Origin of the sequence: Sphingobium sp. Leaf26 (assembly GCF_001421665.1) — a bacterium.
GTDB lineage: Bacteria > Pseudomonadota > Alphaproteobacteria > Sphingomonadales > Sphingomonadaceae > Sphingobium.
In genome coordinates, this window is the sequence record NZ_LMKV01000012.1 from 664,804 (window position 1) to 689,803 (window position 25,000).

Genomic DNA, 25,000 nt, shown 5'->3' on the forward strand with positions numbered 1-25,000 from the left:
GTCAGAGGCGCCACCAAGGCAGGACCGATCGTCCTTCAGCTGTCCTGCGATAGCCTGTAAGGGTTTGGGATAGCTGTTCGTCAAACTGATCGCGCAAGATCTGTTTCTGCCATTGGATATGCTGTCTGGCGATAACATCATGCTCCCATGCCAATCGTTCGTCGCAATCCATAAGAGCCGCCCGTTCCGCCATGATCTTGGGCTGATGAAACAGCCAGTGGAGAAAGGGCAATGCGTCGTGCGTCTTATGCCAAAGCGTCCCATAATATTCGACATAGTCCTGGGCCACCTCCAGCGATGCGAATGTGCCATGCCAGATTGCGAGCGGCGCGGGCGCGGGATGGCCGCACAGCATCTCGGCGACATAGGAATTGGCCATGAAAGCGAGCCGTAAAATTGTTGCGGCTGCGGCGTGGCGATGCTCTCTGAAAAGCATCAGCCCCAGATCATAGGCACAGGGCGGATAGTCAGTGGCCCAGCTTTCGAGCAAAAACCGCGCTTTTTCCGTCGCGCGTGCTCGCAGATATTCTGATCCCAAGAGCAATCGGATGTTGAGTGCGTCGGCGGGATTAAGCGTGAGGCTGCGTTCCATCAGAGCAATGGTTTTCTTGCGATTGCCAAGGCGACGCTGGCAGGTCGCGGCTCGGCAAAGCGCGCGCAAAAACGGACGGTTAGCAAGATCCCAGGACAGCCTGCCGGTATAGCCGGCAGGGATTGCTGCCTCCCCGAGAAGCACAGCGCGTTGATAGGCGACCAGAGCGGCCTTAGTACCGCCCTCGGCCATTAGGGTGTCTCCGATATGAACATGCGTCTCGATATGGTCGGGATGATTCACGATGATCTGCTTGAGACCAAAAAAATAGGCTGCGGTAGAAAGTCCTCCACCCTCATATTCTTCGAGAAGGTCCGACAGTCTGGTTTCCACCTCGGCATGGTTGGCGCAGTGGCCAAGTCGGCCTTCATCGTCGATGATCTGGAACAGCGCCACGCTCTTGCCTTCCCTCATATCTTCACTGAGCGCTATTTTAAGCAGATGGTATTCTCTACCAACGCGGAAAATGCGGCAACGCAAAAACGGGAGAATGGTTATAACGAAAGCTTTAACGGCCTGACGCATCTACCCCATGCGCCTGAAAAACATGCTTGGCGATATCCAACCCGATTATGCTAACTTCCGACACGGACGCCTCCCTAAAGTGGTGTTCAACACCTCCACTGTGGCCCATCGATGCCGTCGGGGGGCGTCCACCCCATCACTAACAAACAAACCGGTCCACTCGGTGCGAGCAGATCAGCCCGCCGGATTACTCTCCTCGATCAGCCGCTTCATGTGCCCTGACAACCAGATTGGCTGAATTCTGCCCTCGACACTTCTCATGCCAGCTTCACGCGATATCCGAAACAGGACCTGGCGCAATTTCTCATAAGTTGAAGCTGAAAGCTCAGAATGCCAGGATCACTCCCGCCTTTCTCCGCCAGAAAGCGGTTAAAAACCTCAGATCCAAGCCAGGCTGAAATGGAACGGACGTGCTTGAGACTTTCTCGGTGGCAGCGTCACATGTCGCGCCGGGACGGCATAAGCCTTGGCGGGAAAGCGACGATTGGGCGATCATCGACAATGATCGCCCGGCCTCGTCTGAATTGGACTGGTTTGGATACCGGGCCTACGACAATAGGTTTCCGGACGGCAAGGTCATGAACGTCACCGGCTTCCCGGCGGACGTGTTCGGGACCCATTCCGACCTTGATGCCGCTGGCCTGAGAGGGACCGGCTTCAAGTACATGGATTCGGGCTACTAAGCGGACGTGAAGCCCAAGGTGATCACCTACACTATCACGACAGCGGCCGGAATGACTGGCGTACCGGTCTTCTTGACTGTGGCCTTGAAGCGTTTCGCGATCGGGATCCACACGCAAGGGCGCGGAGATCGCAACCTAGGCCGTCGGATCGACGACGATCTGCTGGCAACTCTAGACTCGTTCTGGGTGTGATCAGGCAGCCGCATTTTGGCTGAGATCCGCCTTCCACCTACGCGCCGTAAGCACGCAGCGAGTCAATGGCGCGAAATACCAGCTTTTTTCAGATGATTGCGCACGCTTTGAACGTGCCCGACATTGATTCCGAGTCATCGTCCACCTACTCTGGGCCAAGTTGGCAACAATCGGAAGTATTGCATGCAGCGGCAGACCTATATTGCGCACGGTCGTCTCGCATCCCGTGAAATCCGTCTAGATGCTGCACGGCACCAGCATCACGGCATACAGGTCATGGCCTTCGAGCAACTGGCAGCGCGCCTTGCCGGCGGTTTCAGGCAGCCCATCAACGCTGAGATGCTGCGCGATGCGATTCAGCGCGTGTTGCCTGACATCGATCTCGGCGAGTTAGACGCGATCAAGCTGCTTCCGGGCATGGTTGGCGCGACCGCCGACACGCTGCACAAGGTATGGCGAACTGGGATCGATCTCTCTGCGCGTGCCGGCGACCATCCCCGTCTCGCCGCGATGGCGACGCTCGAGGAGGCGGTGCTCGCGATGCTGCCGCCAGCCATGCTCCGGCCTGTCGATCTGTCATTGCAGGCGTTGGCGCGCATCCAGCATGCGCCCGCTTTGTTCGGCGAGATCCACATCCAAGGGATCAGCGAGTTGTCGCCGTGTTGGCGAGAACTGCTGATCGCGCTAGCCGCGACGACGCCGGTCCGCTGGAATGCCGGCCCGCGCTCGGTACCGGCATGGCTGGAAGGATCGGGCGTCGAGGTAACCCGGTCCGAGCCGACCACCCCGGAAGTTGAGGCGGTCAGTACGGCCAATGGCTATCATGAAGCGATTGAGGCGCTGCGCTGGGCGCGCGAGCTGATTGCAAGTGGAACGGCCAAGCCGTCTGAGATCGCGATCGCAGCCGCCGCACCCGCCGCCTATGACGACGAGTTCATGGCGCTGCGGGTCGACGCCAATATCGATCTGCACTTCGTCCACAGCATCCGCGTGGTGACGACGCGCGATGGCCAGACAGCCGCCGCGCTCGCCGATATCCTCGTACGCGGCGTCACTCAGAGACATTTGCGACGTCTCGCGACGCTGCTCGCAGGTGCGGGCCCGTTCAAGGCGCTCCCGGACGGCTGGCAACGCGTTCTCCCGCCCGATGCGCCGTTGTCTTCTCCCGGCGCCTGGACGCGAATCCTAGGCACCCTTAGTGCCGAGCGCTGGCCGGATGGTGTTGATCATACCGACGATTTGAGCGCGATCGTCGAGACGCTTTCGGGCGGTGTCGCGCAGGCTGAGGAGATTGGTCGCGCTTTCCTGTCGGGCGGGGCACTGCGCATCTGGCGCAAGGCGCTGCTCGCGGGAAGCCCAGCGGCGATCGATGTCACGATCGATGGTCTGCGCCAAGAGGATGCTTGCGAAGCCTGCGTGTCGGTCGCGTGGATGCCGGCCTCGGCGCTGGCGGCCTCGCCGCGCAAATTCGTGCGCCTGCTTGGGCTGACCTCGGCCGGCTGGCCGCGGCGGATTTCGGAAGACCGGCTTTTATCGGACCATATCATCCCGACCGCGGAGCTTGATCCGCTGCCGGTGACCGCCGCCGATCGCCGCGATTTCGAGACGATCCTGTGTACGACCAGCGCGCAGGTCGTGCTCTCGCGGCCGCGTCGCGACGGGGAGGGCCGTCTGCTCGGCAAGAGCCCCTTGCTGCGCGGCCAGCCCGAGGCGCGCTATTTGCGCCGCAACCGGCGGCCAGCACATGCAATGAGCGAAACCGATCGTCTGGTCGCGCGCCCGGCCGACTTCGCCGCCACGCCGCAGGCAGCCTCGGCGACAGGCTGCTGGCAGGATTGGCAACGCCCGGTCGTCACCGCCCATGATGGTCTGCTGCGTGCCGACCATCCCGCAGTGCTGGCAGCGCTCGAACGGGTTCAGTCGGCGAGCTCGCTCGCCAAGCTACTGCGCAACCCGCTCGGCTTCACCTGGACTTATGCGCTCGGGGTTCGGGCGCCGGAGAGCGCTGAGGAGGCGCTGGTGCTCGATGCCCGACAGAGCGGCATCCTGCTCCACGACACCCTCGATCACGCCGTGCGCCTCCTGGAAGGAGAGGGAGGGCTCGCGGTCGCGCGCCCTGACCAGCTCACCGTCGCGATCGAGTCCGCCGCCGCGGCAGTCACGAGCCGCTGGCAAGGCGCGCAGGTGGTGCCGCCTCTCGTCGTATGGCGTCGCACTGTCGAGGAAACCAAGGAGACCGCGCTCAACGCGTTGCAGCATCCCGAACCGCCGCTCGAGGATCAGAGAAGCTACACCGAGGTGCCGTTCGGTGGTGAGGCGGCGAAGTCCGACGGCGCGATCCCATGGGATCCGACGACGACCGTCGCGATCACCGACACCGGCTTCGAGATCTCCGGCTTCATCGATCGTCTTGATCTGTCGGGCGACGCCGCCAAGGCGCGGGTGATCGACTATAAGGGCGGCAAGATGCCATCCAAGCCGGTGATCCTACAGGGCGGCAAGGAGCTGCAGCGTTGTCTCTATGCTTATGCGGTGAAGGCGCTGCTCGGTGACTGCGTAGAGATCGACGCGGCACTGCTCTATCCGCGCGACACCGAGGCGCGGCACCTGGATGCTCCAGCCGAGGTGCTGGAGGAGCTTGCCGGACATCTCCGCGCGGCGCGCGCGAGCCTCCTCGCAGGGCACGCGCTGATCGGCGAGGACAATGGCAGCGACTACGACGATCTGAGCTTTGCGCTCCCGGCCAATGCTCTGAACGGCTATTGTCCGCGCAAAATCGAACCTGCCCGCGCGACGCTTGGTGACGCGGCCCTCGTCTGGGAGGCGATCTAATGACTAACGCGACACCCGTCCTGAGGGACGAAGCCGCCCGCCTCGCTGCGATGACGGCGCATGACCGCTCGGTGCTGGTCGAAGCCGGCGCCGGCTCGGGCAAGACGGCGGTTATGGCCGGACGGCTCGCACTGCTGCTCGCCGGTGGCACCGCGCCCAGAACGATCGCGGCGGTGACCTTCACCGAATTGGCGGCGAGCGAACTGCTCGCGCGCGTCCGTGACTTCGTCGACGAGCTGCTTGACGGACGGATCCCACGCGAACTGCGCATTGCCCTGCCGGACGGTCTCTCGGCCGAGCAGCGGACGCATCTCGATGGGGCAGCGGCCGCGATCGACGAAATCACCTGCTCGACGATCCACGGCTTCTGCCAGCGCCTGATCAAGCCCTATCCGGTCGAGGCGAATATCGACCCGGGCGCGGCGCTCATGGATCCGGCGCAGGCAGAGCTGGTGTTCGGCGAAATCGTTGATCGCTGGCTGCGCGAGGTGCTCGATGTCGGTGACGACAGCCTAGTCGCCGAGCTCGTGTTTCAGAACCCAGCGAAGGCGACCGAACTCATTGCGACGGCGGCCATGGCGCTGCGCGACAATCGTGTGCTTGTACCACCACTCACGGGCGCGATCCCGCCGCTGGTGACCGCGTTCTGTGAGGCTGCCGACGCTTATCGCGCCTTCGTGGTGGGCTTGGCTGCACAGGAAGAGGAGAGCATCGCGGGCGCGAGGGCCTTCGTCGACATGGCAGCGGCGGTGGCCTTCGCCACGACCGACCAATCGCCGGCCGCGCTCGTCCGGCTTCTGGCATCTACTCCGCACCCGTCGCTTTGCACCGCCAAGGGCGGGTTCAGCGCTTACAAGAAGAAGGGGAAGTGGGAGGCCGCAGCCAAGATCGCAGGCCTCGCCAAGTCCGAGGGCGGCGTCCTCAACACGCGCGCCGAGGAATTGCATCTCGCCTGCACGCACAGCTGGACCGCGATGCTGCAGGGTGCGGCGGCTCGCGTGCTCGCCGACTTGCTCACCGCGATCCAGCCGATCGCGGATAATTTCCGCGCCTATAAGCGGGCGGCCGCTTTCCTCGATTTTGACGATCTGATCTTTGCCGCCCGCGATCTCTTGCGCGATCATGATGCCGTCCGTGGGGCGCTCGCGGGACGCTATGCGCATGTGCTGGTCGATGAATTCCAGGACACCGACCCGCTCCAGACCGAGATCTTCTGGCGTCTGTGCGGCGATCCGGCGCCTGGCGCCGATCTGCTCGACTGGGCGGCATATCGCATCCGGCCCGGCGCGCTGTTCCTGGTCGGTGACCCCAAACAGGCGATCTACCGGTTCCGCGGCGCCGACGTCGCCGCTTATGTCCGGGCGCGCGAAGCGATCCGCGCGCTTAATCCGGGCGACCTGCTGTCGATCTCGACCAATTTCCGCTCGTGCGCGGCGATCCTCGCTTATGTTAACGACCGCTTCGCCCCGCACCTGTCTGAAGAGAAAGGGCAGCCGGGCTTCACCGCGCTCGACAGCTTCCATCCCGATCATGGCGAGGGCCTGTGCGTGGCGGCGCTGCCGGTCGCGTGCGCCGGCGAGGACGGCAAGGCCAAGTCCGGCGTGCAGCGCGACTGCGAGGCGGAGGCAGTCGCAGAGATGTGCAGCCGGCTGATCGGCAGCCAGATCATCGTCGATCGCAAGACCAACACCAAGCGTCCCTGTCGTCCGGGCGATATCGCGCTGCTGGCTCCTGGCGGCACCGAATTGTGGCGTTACGAGGAGGCGCTGGAGAAGCGCGGCGTACCGGTCGCGACACAGGCCGGAAAAGGCTTTTACAGGCGGCAGGAGGTGCAGGACCTCATCGCGATCACGCGCGTGCTTGCCGACAGCCGCGACAGCCTCGCGCTGATGGCGCTGCTGCGCGGGCCGCTGGTCGGCCTGACCGAGGAACAGCTTCTCGATCTGGTCTGGAGCCAGCCGCGCGATCCTGAGCGGCCCGACGCCCGGCCCCGGCTCACCATCCATCTCGATGCCGAGGCGATCGCCGACGCCCATGCCCGCGACATCGTCGAGAAGCTGCAGGCGCTGCGGCGCGGGATCAACGGCACGACGCCGCACCAGTTGCTTGCTGAAGCGGTTGATCTGCTGCGCTTGCGCCCGGTTCTGCTCCAGCGCCATGGTGGGCAGGCGGAGCGTCCGCTCGCCAATGTCGACCTCTTCCTGAGCTTGGCTCAGCCCTATGGCGTGCGCGGTCTGCGCGCCTTTGCTGATGCGATGACGGCTGCCTGGGAGGGCAAGACGCGCTCGGCGGAAGGCCGCCCTGATGCCCAAGAAGAGGCGGTGTCGCTGGTCACGATGCACGCCTCCAAAGGTCTGGAATGGCCGATTGTCGTGCCGATCAACACAATGACGTCGGGCAATGATGTGCGCGATCCCGTAATCGACGGCGACACCAAGACGATCTTCCTGCCCATCTTCGGGGTCGTGCCTACCGGCTATGAGGAGGCCAAGGCGGCGGAAGTCGCGGAGCGCGAGCGCGAACGATTGCGCCTTTGGTATGTCGCGGCAACCCGGGCGCGCGAATTACTCGTCCTGCCCAAGCTCGACGTGGCGCCAGCAAAGAGCAGCTGGAACGCGTTGATGGATTTCGATCTCGACGGCCTGCCAGCGATCGCGATCGACCATCATCCCGAAGGGTTCGACACGGCCGACGGCGATCCCGCCAATGATCAGACGCGCGAGATCTTCGCGGGCGAAGCGGCGCGCGTGGTCGCGGCGACCACGCGCCTGCGCTGGCTCGCGCCCAGCCGCGACGAGAATCCGCAAGGACCGCTCGTGGTAGCAGCCGAACCGCAGATCGTGGTCACAGCCGAGGACGCGTCCGAGTCCGAGGTGATGATCGCGGTGCAGGGCGGACGCGAGCGTGGGCTCGTCATCCACAAGCTGTTCGAGGAGGTGCTGACGGGCGAGACGGCCGACGACCTCACCGCGCTCACGGCGCGCGCAACGGATCTGGTACGCGCGCTTGGACGTGAGCCCGGCGCTGACGCGGGCGCGAGCCTCGCGCCGGACGAGATGGCGGGGACAGTCGCGCGCACGTTGGCCTTGCCGGAGATCGCTGCGCTGCGCCTGCGTCTCATCGCCGAGCTCCCGGTCTATGGCCTCGGCGAGGAGGACGGCGTCGAACTGGCGACCTTCGGGATCGTCGACGCACTTTCACTGGGCGAGGACGGCACGCCCGAGCTGGTGATCGACTGGAAGAGCGACGTCAGCCCGAGTGTTGCGGCGGCCGATCATTATCGACAACAGGTTCGCCGCTATCTCGAGGTCACCGGCATCCCGGCGGGCCTCGTCGTCTTCGTCACTACCGGCGAGCTGCTGCAGGTTGCAGCGCCAGCGCGTGATACACTGGTCGCTGCTACCGTCTAGTCCATGGGTCAGAGAATTCTCTCAATGCGAAGTGAAGATAAGGCGAGTCAGGAAATCTGGAGCAATGCGTGCGGGGCGCTCTCAGACGATGCTTTCAATGATCTACCGTTCAACGTTCAGAGAACGTGCAGTCGGGTCCATTTCAGTTCCACCATTTTCGAAGAAGTGATAGGAGTTCAACGCATTCGCGTTGCAACGATGATCCCATCTTCAATTTTCAAATCCATCGAGAGGGGGGTTTCGTGAATGGAGATATCAGTGTTTATCGTCTGGAGGCTATCGAACACAGTGGCGCCTTGAGTCGAAATTCGATTCAATAGAGCGTTTTCATTCCGCAAAATTTTGAATCGCTCAGCCGGGTTAGTAACTGCTTTGATTTTCTCGCGGAGGAGCTGGTCTAGCCCGATGGCAGCGTCGCCCTGCGGCAGCAAGGCTAGTACAGAGGCTCTGATGTCCTGAAGGCGATCTCTTTTACGCTGTTCACGGCCAGGGAAGGCAGAAAAGAGCTGCCAACCACATGCGCGCGCCCGTAGGCACAACAGCATTTCACGATAGAGTTTATCCAGCGCCGTTTGTTGCTCGTCGAGCGCCTTGATATACTTACCCTGTCCGACCCACTCTGCATCCTTCAGGATTTTCAGGGCTTCATTTTGGCTACGGATGTCGATGGCAAGATGGTCCTGCACCTCAAGCAGTTTGGTCTCGTGCATTTCGATGAGGTGAATCACCTCATCTGAGAGCTCCCCAGACATCACTGAGCCAGCAATCTGTTCGAAATAGCGGATCGATCCTGTCAGGATCGATCGACGCTCGTTCTTTTGGAACGCGGCGACATCGTCAATGGCTTCTTTAATGTCCGACAGCTTCTCGCTGATGTCGGCGAGATGTTTTTGCGCCAGAAGAGCAGATGCAATATTGAGAGCAGCGCCGGAAGTGGCTAGGGCCGAAAGCTTCCCGACATCGAGTTTGGCGGCTCCGGCGAGTTCGGGCTTGCCGATTTTGCGGAGCGTGCCGATGAGGCTACCGTGCTTGATGCTCTCCACCAGCTCGGTCCCAGCCGGGACGATCACATTCATGTAATTGCTGGTCCTAACTTCAACGGCCGTCGCCATGCCGGGGACAGCCTGCAAAAGCGGATTTAATCGACTAATCCCCATGTCATCCTTGCTGACCTTGCGCCATCCAGCGTCCGAATCAGATAAGCCGATCTGGGCGAGCGTCAGGACAGGTGTTCCGCTATCGTTGCTGATGACCAACGCATCGCCTTGACTGACAGGCGCTGGTGACGAGCTTTTCTTCTTGGCCACCTTATTCGCACACGCGGCTTCAGTATGCATGCTGCGTAGGAATGCAATTTGCAAAAGGGAGGCGGCTAGAGGAAGCCATTCTGCGGCACTAAAAAAGCTTTTGGCACTCTCGGCAGCTGCTTGACGAGCCTCGTTCACCGCCGCTTGCTGCTTGTCCGCCGTGATCGACGAGAGCCGTTGCGGCGTGAAGAGGTTCAGTAGTGCTGTCTCATTGTCTGCCAGTTCATCCTCTTGGGCGGGCAACCCCACCTGTTTGCATAATGCGCTGATCATCCCTTGATACGAGGGACGGCTACCATCCGTGATATTCAGCGCCTTCTGCCCAAGGCGGTAAATCTCATCGCCGATTTGATCGGTATACTGACTGTGATCTGGGGCATGCCGTTCATAGGCCCAGCAAATCTTGAGTATGCTGACAGGCGTCTGCGTGAGCGTGTCGACCAATGGTGCTAATTGATGGTCGCTGCTCATACCGAGAATCTCGTAGATGACGGGAACGGCGGTGACGTTCACTGGGGCGTTCATGCAGGCTATACCGATCTTCGCTTGAAAAAATGGCTCGATCCGATGTCCGTCAGGACCCGATGGCGGTCAAGATATTGTCATTTTTTTCAAATTCTTTAGGTTCGCTCCGGCTACTGGTCGGAGATCAAGGGCAAGAGCGCTGAGTGCGGCAATCTTCTCGTCGCTACCACGCGCAAGGTGATTCACCAGATCCTCTTGGTTCGGCTGGCCGAGCGCCAGGCGATAGAGCAAACGCTGGCGCTGAAGGTGATCGAACCGCGCAATGTCACGGCTCTTGGACAATGCCAGAACATGTCGGTCGATGTCGGCGTTCTCGAACGTCCACCATGGTGACAGTCCGGTGTCGTTAGGAAAGCGCGCCTCCCCAAGGGCCGCAGCCGCGTTCCACGGCGACTGCCCGCCCTTGCCTGCCGCCACTGCGTCCTCGCGCACCTTTGCGCCAAGCGGCCGGCGGATCAACAGGCCGCCATAACGGGAGATGCGACCTTCGCGTTGTTCAAGATCGACCGGATTCGATGGAAGATCCCAATGGACGATCCGCCGACACCAACTGTGGAAATCGAGCCCCTCCTGGCCGATCGACGTCGTGGCGAGAACATGCGGCCAGAACGGCGTGTTGAACGCCCGCCTCAAACCCTCGGCACGCGGTGGGGTGCCTTCTTCGGAATCGGAAAGGGCGCGTTCGGTCGTCTCGGCGTCGGCTTTATCCGTCCCGCTGAACGGCACGGCCGCGTGGCATCGCAGGCGGATCGGGCTCCCGGTTGCCGGTAGGCCGCGGAAGGTGAACCAGCCCAGCGAAGCGTGCAGCGCCGAGCCGAGTTCGTCCAGCAACTGCGCTGCCTCGACCTGCCCTTGCGCGAGCCAGAAATGTTCGTCGAGCACGCTTTCGAGACCGCCATCGCGTACCGCGGCCACCAGAACCTCGGTAATGCTGCCGCCCCCGAGCCGTCCCCAGAAGACGCGATTGTCGAGATAGGTCCGGAGCCGGTGCCAGCAGAACCAAATAAGGTCGTAGATATGCTCAGGGTCGATCGCAGTCGGGAGATGGCGTAACAGCGCGCGGCCCACAGTGACAGCGGGCGACGACAGCGCGATCTCGGCGAGGCGATCCAATTCCCTGCTGCTGATCCACTCGATCGCCTCTACGTCGTCCCGCTCCTCGACGATTCGCCCGAGCACGGCCTCATCGCCTGCCGTTGCGACCCATGCCAACTGGGTGGCATCGTAGTCGCCCGACTCCCGCTCGATCGCGGCCAGCAGGTTCCAGAGCGGCCTGGAGCGCTCCGCGTCTTTCTTCGGCCTGTCACGGATTTCGATCTTGAGACGGCCCAGCGCACGGCGGAGCTGATTGGCCACCGTCTTAAGCGCCGTGTCCGCGGTCGCGTGGTGTCCCTTGAGCGGATCCGTCACCCGGATCAGGAACGGCGAGGGGTGGAATAGCCCCATCACCGGCAGGCCGGACTGCGGCGCCAGACGCTTGCTCTCCCAGTTCCGGCGGCGATCGGTGCCTGCCGCATTGAGATAGGCGTTCTCGACCCCAAGGCTCATCAGCGCCGCCACGCTCTGCGGCGTCGCGCGGAAGCGGCTGAAGAGAAGAGTCTTCTGGGAGGGCGCGCTCGCCCACGGCCCGGCCAAACGCCACCAACGTATCGACGGCGCGACCCATGGCAGGGCTAGCTCCGGATTTTTCGCAATTTCCTGCAGCGCGCGCAACTTCGCGCTTCCCCAGCCTTGCTTCGCCTCGGCGAGTTGCTTGCCGGCGCGCAGGAATGGTGCGCCGGGCTCGCGCTCGAACGGTCTATCTTCGGCAATCTTGTAGCGGGAGCCCAACGCCTGCGCCGGTAGCGGGACCGACAGCCAATAAGCCGAAGCAGCGGTCTTGTTCCGGTCGGTTACCTTGCCGGCAAACTGCTTGAACACCCGTAGATCGCCCGGCAAGATGGGGAGGGGAGCGCGGCGTGTCCGATAATCCTCGCTGGTCGACGGCGGGCGCTCCGTGCGGGCGATGCACGGCCGCAGCAGCGCATCGATTCGGTCACGCGTCGCTTCGGCACGATCGCGAAGCAGCGGGTCGATACCGTCCCCTTTCGCATCGCCGATCGCCCGCAGGATCTCGCCAAAGTTGGCGAACAGCTGCTCGGCCTCCGCGCGGGTCTCCTTGTTCCGACTCAGGAACTCGATCGTCTCGAACAGTTCCTCATGCGCCTGCGGTCCATCCTTGCCATCCCAGGACTCGCCGTAGAGGCGATAGGGCGTCGCCGAGAGAAGCAGCATCGCCGGTCTCTTCCTGCCGATACCGAGCAGTGCCTGCCCGAGACGGTCGCCAGCTGCGGGCGCCAGCATCTCCCGGAAGCGCTGGAATTCGTCGAAGATGATGAGATCGGGCGGCGTAGCCTCCAGGCAGGCCTCGGCAAGGAGCCGCCTCAACACGGTCAGGGTGCGTGAATGGGGCTTTTCATTCGCAGCTTTGGCAATGCGGTCGGCGAGGCTGGGCCGCTTGCCTTCCGGATTGAAGCGCGCCTTAAGCGCGTTGCGATAAGTCTCGACGAGCTTGGGATCGATGCCACCCATAAGCCGATCGGCGGTACGACACGCGCCCTCCCAGCTCTTCACGGCGCGCTGCTGAATGAACAGATTGGGCAGCTTCTCCGAAGCCCCTGGCACGGCGCGTTCGAGCAGGCGGCCGAGGAACGCCCGCTCGACAGCGGCCCCGGGAGACTGGTGTTTGCCCTCGGCCGGAAACGAGGTCTGCGGAGCGAGCGAATAGAGACGTAGCGGAGAGCGTGGCTCGCCCGGCGGCCGTTGGTCGAGTGGGATCATCGATAGCCGATCGACCTTGGAGAGGGCGCGTTTCCTCGCATCCTTGTTCCCGAGGAAGTCGACGAGGCGCGACGCATTCTGATCCGAAACACGCGTGTTGTTGGTGACATAGAAGGCTGTGAACGCCTTGGTGCCTCCTTTTGACAGATGTCGGAGAGCTTCGCGCGCGACCGTGGTCTTTCCCAGCCCGACCTCGTCCGCAACGAGGAACCGGCGGCTCCCCTTGCCGGTAAGTGCCTCGACGGCAGCGGCCACCGTTGCCTCCTGGAATGCGCGCGGGGTGCTGCTCATTTCTTCAACAACACGTCGCGTGCGACGCCCCACGTTTCCTGGAGCGCCCTGAGATCTGCGCGATCCTCGTTCGAAAGATGCTCGCCGTGGGCAAGTACGGCTGCGACGTATCGATCAAGCATCGCATCGACCCGCTTGAGAGCGTCGGTCTTCTGCATCTGTTCCTTCGCCCAGGCCGTGAGGATATCCTCGAGCGCGAAGCCGTCATGCTTCCAGCTCTCGCGTCGCCCCGCGCCGGACACCGGCTCCACATCCCAATCGTCCTCGGCACCTGCGCCGGCCTCGCCCTCCAACAGTTCGCGCAACCAGACCTGCAGGCCGGCGACGCTGAGGAAGCGGCTGATCGCCGCGGAATCGCGGTCCCCCTCGATCATCGGTGAGATCGGCACCCGCATCATCCAGGAAGCGGCTGGCAAGTCGCCCATCACGAGGCGGAACTGGACGAGATCGGTCTGTAGGGACAGTGGGACCTCGCCCAATGCGACGCTCCGGGCACCACCTTCCCATGGGTGCATCACCATCGTTGCGAGACCCACTTCGAGGCGGGCGGACGCCGGCAGCGTAGGTGCTTGCTCACCCTCGACAGTGAACAGCTTGCCATCGCGCCGGAGGCTCAGGGGCATGTCCGCCAGCATCCAGCGGACCTGTTCCAGCTGCAGCTCGGACGCCTCGCCCTCACCCTCATCTAGAACCCCCTCCAGCAGCGCCGGCGCGATCGGGGTTGCGGAGCCGACGATCGCCAGGACCCCGTCGATCTCTGCGGCACCGCCGCTGAACCGGGCGGCCACCTCTGCGTTGCGGCCAGACCAAGCGCGATCCGTCGCGTTGGCGCTGCCGGCGACGATGTCGATGCGGTTGCCGGTAATCGAGGCGAACAGCTTGGCATGCAGGCCGGAATGCGCAGGACCTGCTTGGCCTTCATCCTCCTCGTTGGTGGCAGGCTCGCACGTGGTGTCGATCGGGACCTCGTCCGCCGCGCTCCCGTCCGGGCTCGGCGCTGCGAGCGACAGCAGCTTGAAACCGGACAGGTCGGCGCGTCCTTCCGCCCTCAGCTTGCGCACCGCCGGCAAGGTCGTGACGAGGGTGCGATCGGGACACCCCGCCGTCATGCGCCCAAGTGCGCCGGCGAACGTGTCGCACAGAAAAGGGCTCAGTATGATGATCTTGCCGGCCTTCGACGCGGCGAGCGGGGGCGCCGGCTCCCCGCCTCGCGTCCACAGGTCGATGCTATCGACATGGATCCCCTCCGGCGCGATCCATCGAACTGTCTTCAACTCATCGGAGAGCGTGTCGGGATCGAGGTCGGGAAGCTTCGCCTCCAGGGCAAGCGTGGCACCGAGCGCGTCGATCCCGCTGATCGCCTGACTTCCTTTGCGCCGCTTGCTCTCGCCGTCGAGGACCAGCCCGAGATCGAGGTCCCGGCTTGTCGTGAGATTGCGGCTTCCGATCCAGAGTCGCCAGAAACAGTGCGACTTGTCGTCCTCGTAGCAGATCAGTGCGGCCTTTGGGTGCCAGCTGTTTAAACGCTCCCGATACGGCGTTTCGATTACGAACTGGTCGAGCACCGCAGCGATCCGGGGAAGCTTCGGGCCGCGGTGGATGCGGCCGCGCTGGACGATGAACCGGACACGGTCGCGCAGCGCCTCGACGGCACCGGCGAAATCGGACTTGTTGCCGCCCGCACTATCGCGGCCGCGAGCATGCAGGTTCAGCAGGGCGCCGCCAAGCACGATCGGATCGGCCGAATAGGCGGCGAACAGCGCGAACCGCGTGCGCGTGAGCTTTGGCGGTCGCAACAGCTCGAGAAAAGCCTGGCCCGGGAACTCCTTCGGTGGCTTCTTCATGCGCCGACCAGATCCCTGAGCAACATCTGCACCCGGTCCCAACGATAGTGAAGCGGCGCGCCGATCGGATGGTGATCATTGTCCCAGTCCGCGCGCTGATCGACGCCGAATTGGGTGAGCGACAGCCGCGCGCGGCGCCCCTTCCGGCCGATCTCGGCGTTCCGATAGACCTCCTCAAGCCGCATCGGATCACTGTGCCCGTCACGGATCCACGAGAGCGTATCGCGCAGCGCGATCGAGACGACGGGGGAGAACTCGCTCTTGTCGTTCATGTCATCGAGAAAGGCTGCCCAGTCGAGCCGGTCCGCCTGCGTCCGCCACCGCTCCAGCACCTGCGGCAGCGCGTCGCGCTGCGTAGCGGTGCGCTTGCTGCCGTCGATGGTCTCACACAGCGTCTCGACCTGTGCGGCATAGACCGCACGGCCAATCGCCGCCAAGGCGGCTGCTTGCCCTGAGCGTTCGAGAGCCGGTCGCTCGGTTTCGGCTAGGTCGCAGATCTGGGGACTCCACGCAGTTCGGCTCGACAACACGTCGTGCCCGACCAGAAGCGAGAATATCGACCGCGCGCCCGGGTTCTTCGGCGAGGTGAGGCTGCGTAACCGCTTCGCCAGGAACTTCTTCTCCTTCGCGGTGAGTTCGAAGCTGAGCGTGCCTTCGCCAGTCTGGTTCCAGTCCTCGGGCGGTTCGGGACACACGAACGGCCAGGACATGCCGTTCAGCGGTGTCCCCTCGTCATCCTTCAACGGGCCGCCGGGCTTTCCGGCAACGATGCGCTCGACCTGATAGCGGCTGAGCGGCCCGGTCCCCTCCTGCTCGCGCACCAGCCCCCAGCGCTGCAGTGCGCCCCAATATACCTGGCTTGGGCGCTGATCGACCGGCAACGGATAGTTCCCGCTTCCGATGACGCCCACCGGCTCGTTGATCAATCGTCCCGTCAGCAGATATTCGCGGCGCTTCATGCTGTCCTGGGTTCGCATGCCCTTGGTGGGCTTGGCCTGCTCGTCGCGGTAGAGCCAAGGCACGAACAGGACGTAGCGCAGCCGGGTGTGCAGGACCGAGGTGCCGGGGAAGAAGCGATCGGCGTAACGCTGGTGGACGATTAGGAAACCGATCTCGTCGCGGACACCTTTCTGGTCCGCGTTCATGAATTTCCGTGCCTGGCGCATTGCGTCCGGCGACAGGTATGTCATCCCGAAGGAAGCCAAGCTCCACCCTCCAAAGCCTAATAACTGAATAAATGATGGAGAAATCTACGTCAAAGCAATGAATTGCTCAAGCTTGTACTTTTCCGCGTTCCTTTTGGAATCCGATAATCGCAACTTTTTATGCCCAACCAACAGTCAATCCACCCACTTACGATCTTTGCAAAACATGCGGAGGCACAGATTATTTCGACGCGATTATCCGGTCGCACGCGGGCAACAATTGTCAGTGCGCCTGCACGAAAAATTCGACGTACCTTACGCGAGCCCATCACACTGTACATCTACTTTTAAAAAGACCTGCTATTTGGAAAATTTGTCGGAAATGGCAGCAAAATTCCAAACCACGTCATTCCGAATTCGGCGCGGACAGATGCCCTTTTCCCGCCAATCTCACGTCCGATAACTGTGATTTCCGGGCACAACGACAAAGCCGCCCTATGTTGGCCGAGAGGCGGATTAAAGATCAAGTCTTGGCTGGCCGGTATCGACGCTGAGCCGTCATCCATAATGAACCTCAGGTTGGATTGGTATCCGCAGCTCCTCCGCCTTTGACGTGACACCTGCGACGAGACGTTGACGGATCACAACCCCCTCCGGGCGCCCGTGTTGCCGCTGCGCGGCGGCCCGCGCCAGCGCCCTGCACGGGTTCCCTTTCGCTACGCTTCGGTGTGATCCGCCACCGCGCGCCGCTCATTCGGTGTCACCGGCGGGAAGGCTGCCGGAACCAACGAAGGAGGCACTATCATGAACGTCGTCAACCTCGCAGGCCGCATCGCCAAGGATCCTGAAATACGCAACAATGTCACCACCCTCATCGTCGCGACCGATCGCGTGAAGCTTAAGGACGGCAAGACCTATATCGACCAAGCCACCGGATACACAGCGAAGTCGACCGAGTTCCATAAGGTGACCTGCTTTAACGGGCTCGGTCAGGCCGTCGCTACCCGTACCAAGGGTTCTGTCGTCGCGGTGGGCGGCGCCATTCATTACTCGACCTGGCAGGATCGCGAGGGCATCACCCGCTATGGCTGCGAGATCATCGCCGACCGGATCGATTTCTTTTGATCGGCCTGATTGGGCGGCTCCGGCCGCCCAATCGATGTGCAGATATCCGGCATGCCTTGACCCAAAAGAAGATATAGAAATAGGGCGCCAGGAGGAGAGGGCAGGCTGCCCCACTGAGAGGGAGTTTCTCCCACTGGTTTCCAAGCCTGTCGTTGAGGACACCACTGCGTCAAAGATGCGTGGTACCCCCAATTTCGCGGCTTCGGCTACGCCTTCGTCCGTGACCCGGCGGCGCCCTCAACGACCCCTGTTGTCCCATCATTTTTGAAACAGGAGGTTCCCATGCATATCATGTCTGACGCTGCTGCGCAGGACGCTTCGCTTTACCTGACCGCTGTTGCTTACGCGGAGCGGCGCGGGCGGATCGCTGAGAGCTCACCCTTTCCGCTTACTACCGATGCCGATGGCCACGATAAAGCGCGCTTGCTGTCGTCATGCATCTGCGCCTGCATTCTAGGCGTGTCCGGAAGAGAACGGGCTGATACCTATGAAACTGGAATTTCCTTAATGGCAATGAATAGCCGTGATGACGGCGATGCGATCCACGCTGTTTCGTTAAAGCGCGGTCCCAAGGCACTACCGACCGTTGACCGGCCAACACCGCGCCTTAATGAGTGGATTGATCCGCCAACCTTCCGTGAAGCGCTTGTCTTGCATCTGAGCCGCTTTTCCGAAAGCTACTATCAACTCCACCGCGCTATCATCCAACCGGGCGAGAAATTCGATCGAACCACACTGCGCTCGTGGATTGAGGGGGACCGTACGCCAGGAAGTGCCGCCAGTTTGGCTCTGCTCACGCGCATTGAGCATCGTTATGGCCTCCCAAACGGGTATTTCAAAGCGAAGCTGCCAAATCGCACCCGCGCGCCGTCTGGTCTCGAGGCCAAGGGCCTGTCCAAGGCCGAACAACGGCGTGTAGCCTGGCACCTGCCCGATGACTTCAATTTCAGATCGCTTCCTGAGCAGAAGAAGATACTGGATTGGGTCCAGAACGTCGTGATTTCTGGCGCAACGGAATATCGTCGTTTTCAGGCCCAGGCCTTGAAACTGCGCTACGCTGTCCGGTTTCCTTCTGTGACCGGCAAAAAGGTCAGAGGCGGGTTATCTGGCGAACAAATCTGTGATCTCGATGACCAAGCTGATCATGTCGGCGTGGTAGATGCGCCACCTCATCTTGTGTCGGAACTGGCCGAGCTTGTCCGCTTCAAAACGGCCACGCTTACCGACATCGGCTTTCAGCGCAGCGGGGTCTGGAATGAAGAAACCACGGCCCAGAAGATCGAGCATTTCGGATTGATGTTCGGTGCCTTGGCAGCCTCACCAAAGGGGGCTGTGCAAGGCTGCGGCGTACCACTTAGGAATTTGACGTTCGCCATGCTTGTTTTCCCGCGCGTTTGGGATTGGTATGTCCAGTGGCGGGAACGGCGGCGTGGCTTCTTCACCCGCTGGGAATGCGACATGCTTCGCAACGCTATGGCATTGGTTCGCACCGACACGGGTTGGATACGCCAACATCCAGAACTAACTTCGCGTCTTGTTCCAATCGAAGGCTTGATATCGGCGGCGGAAATTGAAGCGGCAAGCGCTGACTGGCAAGCCGCCTGCGACATTCTCCATGCCCATGCCGGCGCTAGGGTGAAGGAAGTGGATCGCGTCGCACGCGTGCATCGCGACCCCTTTGAGCCGATCCTATCTATTCTCGAAGCAGACAGCCCCGTGGCGGAGTATCTGAAGATCGCCGACGAGATTTTGAAGCTCCGTCCGGACGCGCGACGCTACCCCCGTGCGGCTGCTGAGATGGCACGCTCCTACTTGATAATTCGATTAGGTCTTCATCTCGGCTTGCGGCAGAAAAATCTTCGCCAACTGATGGTTTGCCCACGCGGGCAGCTGCCGCGATCAGAGCGGCAGCTTGAGTTGCTGAAGCGCGGTGAAATCCGCTGGAGCGAGCGCGAGCAGGGCTGGGAGGTTCTCGTGCCAGCAGTAGCTTTCAAGAATGCCCATTCATCCTTCTTTGCCGGTAAGCCTTTTCGGCTGATATTACCCGATCTGGGGGACCTCTATAATCATATTAGCGCCTACATAGATCGGCATCGAACCGCCCTGCTGAACGGTGCCGACGACCCCGGTACTTTCTTCGTGAAAACGGTAAAGACAACTAGCCGTGACGCTTCCTACAATCAGACGACATTCTATGAAGCATGGCGGCTGGTAATCCAGCGCTATGGCATCTTTAATCCCTATACCGGCCGAGGTGCGATCAAGGGATTGCTGCCGCATGGGCCTCATAATGTACGGGACATTTTGGCTACCCATATCCTCAAGCATACCGGCTCATACGAGCAGGCCAGCTACGCGATACAGGATACGCCAGAGATGGTCGCCAAACATTACGGCCGCTTCCTTCCGCAAGATAAGGCGGCGATGGCCGCGAAGATATTGAACCGGGTTTGGGAAGCCGCCTGAGTCTCATTTGGCGCGGCCGTTCGGCCGCGCCATTCAAGATCGGAAAAGAAGAAAATGGACTTGGGTGTTCACGTGGCGCCGACACGATTTTCACCGATATTTTGAGATCAAATAAAGCCATCTTTTGCACTTCATCAGCAAAGAATCAGTGGTTTGCCAAGCCCAGAAACGAACAGGTAGTTTGGAGAGGTAAGATGGCTATTTGCTGCCTATACCCGGACAAAGCAGGAACACATTCTTTATTTCAAGCGCCAGATAGGCTATGAAGTTACCCGCCGGAACTAGAAAACGGCACATTTCTGAGCAGTATGACTAGACGCCCAAGCAGGAGGACGTGGCTGTGATAATAAGCACACCCTACGCACCGAGGTGCATGAGATTATGCTTGCGGAACAAGGCATTGCGCGTCGCGGCGCGTGTGTTCTCCTGTAGTACGGCTTTAGCGGGATCGGAAAACTCCGCCCGATCAACGGCTTGCCTGTAGTCTGGGAGACTACGCCTTTGCCTGCGCTTCCTGCCATGATGATCGGCGCGAAGTCTGCTTGAGCAGACCGTGGAGCGAGGGGGTGTGCGGGGATGTGCGGGGATGTGCCGGATAGGCTTGCCGCCGGTGATGTATGACAGATGGGCATTGTGTGCCGGGCCGGAAAGGTGGGCTTGAGCGGTGCCGTTTGTTCTCCATGCTACGATGGGAAGCAGGGCGAGATAAAAGGCCCGCCGTCGCTTGGGGCCTATGTGGTTGGTCTTGTTGAGGCTTTTGCGCCGTCGCGGAAATGGTGCCGCCGTCGCCTGCGTCGAAATCCTCTGGAATATCAATGTCGGGAGCGCTGGCACGGGCGCAGGCGTTGGAGAGCACGGCCGATCGAGCGCCTCAACCCCGCTGCGCGCCCTTCGGGCTGCGGCTGCGCCGCAGGGGTTGACCCACTCGCCCGCCCGCGCTGCTGGTGTGGCATGGTCGCTGTCGCGACCCGCTCAAGATTGCGGCATCGTTACGCTAACCGAGCAACTCACCGGCTGCTTGGCCCTAGCGGCAGCCTTCTGACATGCGACAAGGGTGTCGCGGTTCTCCCGCGCAAGGTCGGCGGCGTCCACAATCGCCTGCCAACCGTCCGGGTTCCCGGCGCGCATGAGTCGGATACCGGCATCCCATAGTGACGGCTCGCCCAGCGTGCGACGGGCAACCCTTTCCGGCCAGAGCCAGCTTTGCGGACCGATGCTGGCCGCCCAGCCGGGATAGATCAGCCACAAAAGCGAGATGGCCAGTGCAGCGCCACCGCCGCAATAGAACATGTGCCTGCGCTGTTCCCGCTTGGTCCGAACGGTGCCGATCGCGCGCATCTGATCCGCATGGGCTTGATGATGCAATTCCAGCGATTTCTTGACGGTAGCGCGGTCGCTCGTGCGCGCGGCTTCCGCCGCTAGGCCGATCCGCTCCGCCATGCTCTCTGGCGTCAACTGCATGGCGGGCGCATCCATGATCGTCTTCGTCTGCCCAGCAACCGTCGCGAGAAAGCCGTTCATCTTGGCGAGTGTCGGCCCATAGTCAGGGTATTCGAGGCTCTGCTTCTCGATTGCGATATGCTCAAGTGCGCGGGCCATCACCGCCATGCGCCCGTCCAACCGCTCCTCCATAGCGGCCACGCGCTCCGAGAGTTGCGCGAACGCCTGCGCGGCGGCATTGGGCCGAGGTTCCGGCTCCGGTTCGTTTAGAAGGCTCTGTTCGTCGTCCATGATGTCGTCTCCTTGGGTTAGCGGCTCATGCCGCGACTGATGTCGCGTCCGTGATCGAAGGGAATGGAGGATGCGAGATCGTGGGACAGGCTGCGGCCAACCTGCTGGCCGATCTCAAGCCCAAGTTCGCGACTGCGCAGGCCCAGCACCGATTCAAGCTGGGCATCGCGCTCAAGGCTTTTCGCCATGCCCGCCATCTGCTGCGCGGCACTCTTCGCCCCCCGGAAATTGCCGCCGCGCACCAACTCGGCATGATGGCGCTGCAACTGCTGCCACCCTTCCACGAACCTGTCGGCCCGCTGGAACGGGTCCATGCGGATTTCGGTTTCCAACTGCATTGCCCGCACGGCGGCCTGGCCGCGCCCCTCGTCCGCCTCGTGGACAAGCTTCGGGCTGCTGCGGAAGGCGCTGTTCAGGTCCGAAGAACCTTCAGGGCGGATGGCCTCCAAGGCATCCCGCGCCGTGTCGAACGCCTCGCGCTGGTGGGGCATGGCATCCAGACCTTGCGCGCGCGTCTGCTGTATCGCGTCCAGCGCCTTGGCGTAGCGCTCCACCGCACCGCGCACGCCGCCAGCCCGAAGCGGCTGCATGGCATGTTCGGGTTGGCGCTGAACGGCCCGCTCCTGCGCGGGCGGCTCAGCCTTCGGCTGAAAGCCCGCAAATATGTCGCGCTCCTGCTGCGGCTGGATATTCGGCCGGAAATTGTCAAATATCCCGCGTGCCTTTTCGACAATGGGTCTAACGATTTCCGCGATCCGCTCACCAAAGGTTATGCCACGCCGCTCGGCATATTCCTTTGCCGGGTCGGTCTTCTGGTAATCGGTGGCCATATCCTTGCCGCGCTCGCGCGCGAGCGTGCGAACAAGCCGGGACTGATCGCGAAAATCGTCGCGGCCATAATGGAGCGCCATACCGTCACGATGGCGAGACATGGCAACATAAGCCCCGTGCCGATCCATCCCCGGCGTCGCCAGCACATGCGCCCTGTCCACGGTCATGCCCTGCGCCTTGTGGATGGTGGCGGCATAGCCGTGGTCGAGGTCGCGATAGTCTTTTGTGTCGAACGATACGACACGCCCGTCATCGGTGCGGACGGACATATGGCCTTCACTCACATGTTCGATGGTGCCCAGCGTGCCATTCTTGACCTCAAGGCTGCGCTCGTTGCGCAGGAACATGCTGCGGTCGCCGGACGCGAATAGCCGGTCGCCGCGCTCGGTCTTCACCTGGCACTCGTCGCCTAATTCGCCCGCATTGCGCATCGCCGCGCGCGCGGCCTCGTTGAGGTCGCGCACCTCCGCATTGGTGTGGGTCAGGATGATGCGGCTCGCATCGGGGTCGGATTGCCGTTCGCGGTCCCAGCGCTCGATAAGATCGCGCCGCGCCTCCTCACGCGTCTCGGCCTGATGCACCAGGCCCTTGTCGGCGTAAGCGGCAATGGCCTCGCCGGTCCTGCCCGTGGCCAGATGCCGGGTAGCATCCTGCTGCCATCCTTCATGCTGGCGGCGAACCTGTGTGATCTCGACGCCGCCATGGCGCTCATGGATCGCGCGGAACGCCGCGCCCGCTTCGATCGACTGCAATTGCTGCGGATCGCCGACTAGCACGACCTTCGCGCCAACGTCGGCGGCATGGGACAGCACGCGCTCCATCTGGCGCGTGCCGACCATGCCCGCCTCGTCGATCACCAGCACGTCGCGGGAGGTTAAAAGATCGCGACCCTGCGCCCAGCTATGCTCCATGCTGGCGATGGTGCGCGACGCGATGCCGGAACCGTTTTCCAGCCCCTCGGCAGCGATGCCCGCAAGCGCCGCGCCGCGCACGTTGAGGCCCGCACTTTCCCATACGTCGCGCGCCACGCCCAGCATGGCGCTTTTGCCGGTCCCGGCATAACCCAGCACCAGTGACAATCCGCGCCCGTCCGTTATATGGCGCAACGCGGCTTCCTGCTCTGCTCCCAGAGCAAGGCCACCACTCTCGGCGGCGCGACTGGCGTAGGTCGTCGCCGCCGAGAAACCATCGCTCCGGTCCATCGCAAGCCGGTCAGCGGCGCGGCCCATCCGCTGTTCGGTCTCGATCATTTCGCGCGAGGTGAACCGCTCGTCGCCGCGCCCATCCTTGCCCAGCGCAATCAGGTCTGGCGATCCCCTAACCGCGCGCATGGCGGCGTTGAACTGCTCCTGCCCGTCGCTATGCCGGTGGATGAACATCGCCATATCGCGATTGGTGAATGTCGCCTGTTGATGGGTGATGGCGTTGAGCGCGATGCCGGGATCGGCAATGATGCGCTCGCCATTCTCCCGCGCGATCTCGCGGTGCATTTCGGCGCGGTCGGCTTCGAGCCCTTGGGCTTCCATCCGGTGCGCAGGGCCGCCGATCTTGCTTTGCGGTTCAAGGTCGATGCCCTGATCGGCAAGGCTGCGGCGGTCGATGCGCGCGTCTATATCGAGTTCGGCAAGGCGGGAGTTGACGTGGGTCTCCCAGCGTTCGCGCCAGCGCTCGACATTGCCATGCTCATTCCATTCGCGGACCTTCGCCCCGAAGCCAATGGTGCCGTCCTCGCGCTGCACAACCTCCCGCATGGTGAGCATGACATGGGCGTGCGGTTTGGGCTGGCCGTCCGCGTCGATATCCCAATGCACATTGAGGTCGGCGACCATGCCCCGATCCACAAACTCGCCGGACACGAAATCGCGGGCCAGTTCGATGCCCTGCGCCTTGGTCATTTCGCGGGGCATGGCGAACTCGACCTCGCGGGCAAGCTGGGCGTCCTTGCGCTTCTCGAATGCCTCGACATCGTTCCACAGGCGTTCACGGTCGTGCCAGTGTTCGGGCGCGCCTTCGGGCAGCATAATTTCGCTATGCTCGACGCCGGAGCGGGCGCGGAAATCTTGGGGCCGGTCAAGGCGCTCGTCGTGCAGGCGTTCGCCCGCACGATAGGCGGCAGCGGAGACGGCGGAACGGCCTGCCGCGCGACTGATGACCTGAACGGAGAAATGGAAGATCGCCATGATGGCAATCCATCTACGCCATCAAAGTGCACGTCGGAACGACGTATAAGCGCGCCCTTCTCGAAAATTTCTCGGACGGGACTAGGCGGTGTCAGACTGTCCCGGCGACTCTACTGCGCGGCGGGTCGGTTCATCTTATCATAGCGCCATCGTCACTCAATGGAGACTTTGCGATGCGCAAACCGCGTGATTTTGATTCGGAACTCAAAGCCCTGGCCGACAAGGCCAAGGCACTCAAAGAGCGGCGCGTGCGCCAGCTTGGTGAACTGGTGACCGCGACCGGTGCCGATGCGCTTGACGCTGATGTGCTTGCCGGGGCGCTGCTGAATGCCGCCACGTCGAAGGACCCCGCGACAAGGGAGGGATGGAGGAAGGCGGGCGCAGGCTTCTTTCTCGGCAAGGGCGGCAAGCCTACGGGCGGATCTTCTGGCCAGCAAAGCGGGGCACTCCCGCTCGACGGCGGCGTGGCATCGGCTTGAGGCCCGGAAGGCGCGAACCGAC

14 protein-coding genes are annotated in these 25,000 nt (G+C 62.3%); 6 read left to right on the forward strand and 8 right to left on the reverse strand.

Going from position 1 to position 25,000, the window contains the following annotated elements:
- Position 1 precedes the first annotated feature (1 nt).
- Both ASE85_RS12030 and ASE85_RS23915 read right to left on the reverse strand, forming a co-directional pair.
- Positions 2 to 1,117, reverse strand: coding sequence for a tetratricopeptide repeat protein (locus ASE85_RS12030; RefSeq protein WP_156358293.1), 1,116 nt, complete (start codon positions 1,115 to 1,117; stop codon positions 2 to 4).
- A gap of 174 nt (positions 1,118 to 1,291) precedes the next feature.
- Entirely contained in the window at positions 1,292 to 1,417 is a 126-nt protein-coding gene (locus tag ASE85_RS23915; RefSeq protein ID WP_235523504.1) for a DUF1819 family protein, read from the reverse strand.
- Positions 1,418 to 1,527: 110 nt separating this feature from the next.
- Between ASE85_RS23915 and ASE85_RS12035 the strand changes: the two genes are divergently transcribed.
- The 3 genes from ASE85_RS12035 to ASE85_RS12050 all read left to right on the forward strand — a co-directional run bounded on the left by ASE85_RS12035 (position 1,528) and on the right by ASE85_RS12050 (position 8,234).
- Positions 1,528 to 1,800 (forward strand): hypothetical protein, encoded by a 273-nt coding sequence (locus ASE85_RS12035; RefSeq protein WP_056688257.1) that lies wholly within the window; start codon positions 1,528 to 1,530, stop codon positions 1,798 to 1,800.
- Positions 1,801 to 2,175: 375 nt separating this feature from the next.
- Positions 2,176 to 4,824, forward strand: coding sequence for a PD-(D/E)XK nuclease family protein (locus ASE85_RS12045; protein WP_056688262.1), 2,649 nt, complete (start codon positions 2,176 to 2,178; stop codon positions 4,822 to 4,824).
- Complete coding sequence (locus ASE85_RS12050) at positions 4,824 to 8,234, forward strand: UvrD-helicase domain-containing protein (protein WP_056688265.1); 3,411 nt, start codon at positions 4,824 to 4,826, stop codon at positions 8,232 to 8,234. Before ASE85_RS12045 ends, ASE85_RS12050 begins: the two co-directional genes overlap by 1 nt.
- A 176-nt stretch (positions 8,235 to 8,410) precedes the next feature.
- On the opposite strand, the gene ASE85_RS12055 is transcribed toward ASE85_RS12050, so the two are convergent.
- The 4 genes from ASE85_RS12055 to ASE85_RS12070 form a co-directional block, all read right to left on the reverse strand.
- Positions 8,411 to 10,054, reverse strand: a complete 1,644-nt coding sequence (locus ASE85_RS12055) for a hypothetical protein (protein WP_156358294.1) — start codon at positions 10,052 to 10,054, stop codon at positions 8,411 to 8,413.
- A 78-nt stretch (positions 10,055 to 10,132) separates the two neighbouring features.
- Complete coding sequence (locus tag ASE85_RS12060; RefSeq protein ID WP_162237446.1) at positions 10,133 to 13,141, reverse strand: C-terminal helicase domain-containing protein; 3,009 nt, start codon at positions 13,139 to 13,141, stop codon at positions 10,133 to 10,135.
- Between the two features lie 32 nt (positions 13,142 to 13,173).
- A complete protein-coding gene (locus tag ASE85_RS12065; protein WP_056688273.1) occupies positions 13,174 to 15,021 on the reverse strand; it encodes a phospholipase D family protein in 1,848 nt (615 codons plus the stop codon).
- Entirely contained in the window at positions 15,018 to 16,211 is a 1,194-nt protein-coding gene (locus tag ASE85_RS12070) for a DUF6361 family protein (protein WP_056688276.1), read from the reverse strand. Before ASE85_RS12070 ends, ASE85_RS12065 begins: the two co-directional genes overlap by 4 nt.
- 759 nt (positions 16,212 to 16,970) lie before the next feature.
- Here ASE85_RS12070 and ASE85_RS12075 point away from each other — a divergent pair.
- Positions 16,971 to 17,291 carry a single-stranded DNA-binding protein gene (locus ASE85_RS12075; protein ID WP_056688278.1) on the forward strand — a complete coding sequence of 107 codons (321 nt, stop codon included), beginning with the start codon at positions 16,971 to 16,973 and terminating at the stop codon, positions 17,289 to 17,291.
- Between the two features lie 282 nt (positions 17,292 to 17,573).
- A complete protein-coding gene (locus tag ASE85_RS12080) occupies positions 17,574 to 19,757 on the forward strand; it encodes a hypothetical protein (RefSeq protein ID WP_235523505.1) in 2,184 nt (727 codons plus the stop codon).
- 972 nt (positions 19,758 to 20,729) lie between these two features.
- Here the strand turns inward: ASE85_RS12080 and ASE85_RS12085 are convergent.
- Both ASE85_RS12085 and traA read right to left on the reverse strand, forming a co-directional pair.
- A complete protein-coding gene (locus ASE85_RS12085; protein ID WP_056688281.1) occupies positions 20,730 to 21,488 on the reverse strand; it encodes a DUF6118 family protein in 759 nt (252 codons plus the stop codon).
- A gap of 17 nt (positions 21,489 to 21,505) precedes the next feature.
- A complete protein-coding gene (gene traA, locus ASE85_RS12090; RefSeq protein ID WP_056688284.1) occupies positions 21,506 to 24,499 on the reverse strand; it encodes a Ti-type conjugative transfer relaxase TraA in 2,994 nt (997 codons plus the stop codon).
- A gap of 173 nt (positions 24,500 to 24,672) precedes the next feature.
- Here traA and ASE85_RS12095 point away from each other — a divergent pair, with 173 nt between their 5' ends.
- Entirely contained in the window at positions 24,673 to 24,978 is a 306-nt protein-coding gene (locus ASE85_RS12095) for a conjugal transfer protein TraD (RefSeq protein WP_056688285.1), read from the forward strand.
- Positions 24,979 to 25,000 lie beyond the last annotated feature (22 nt).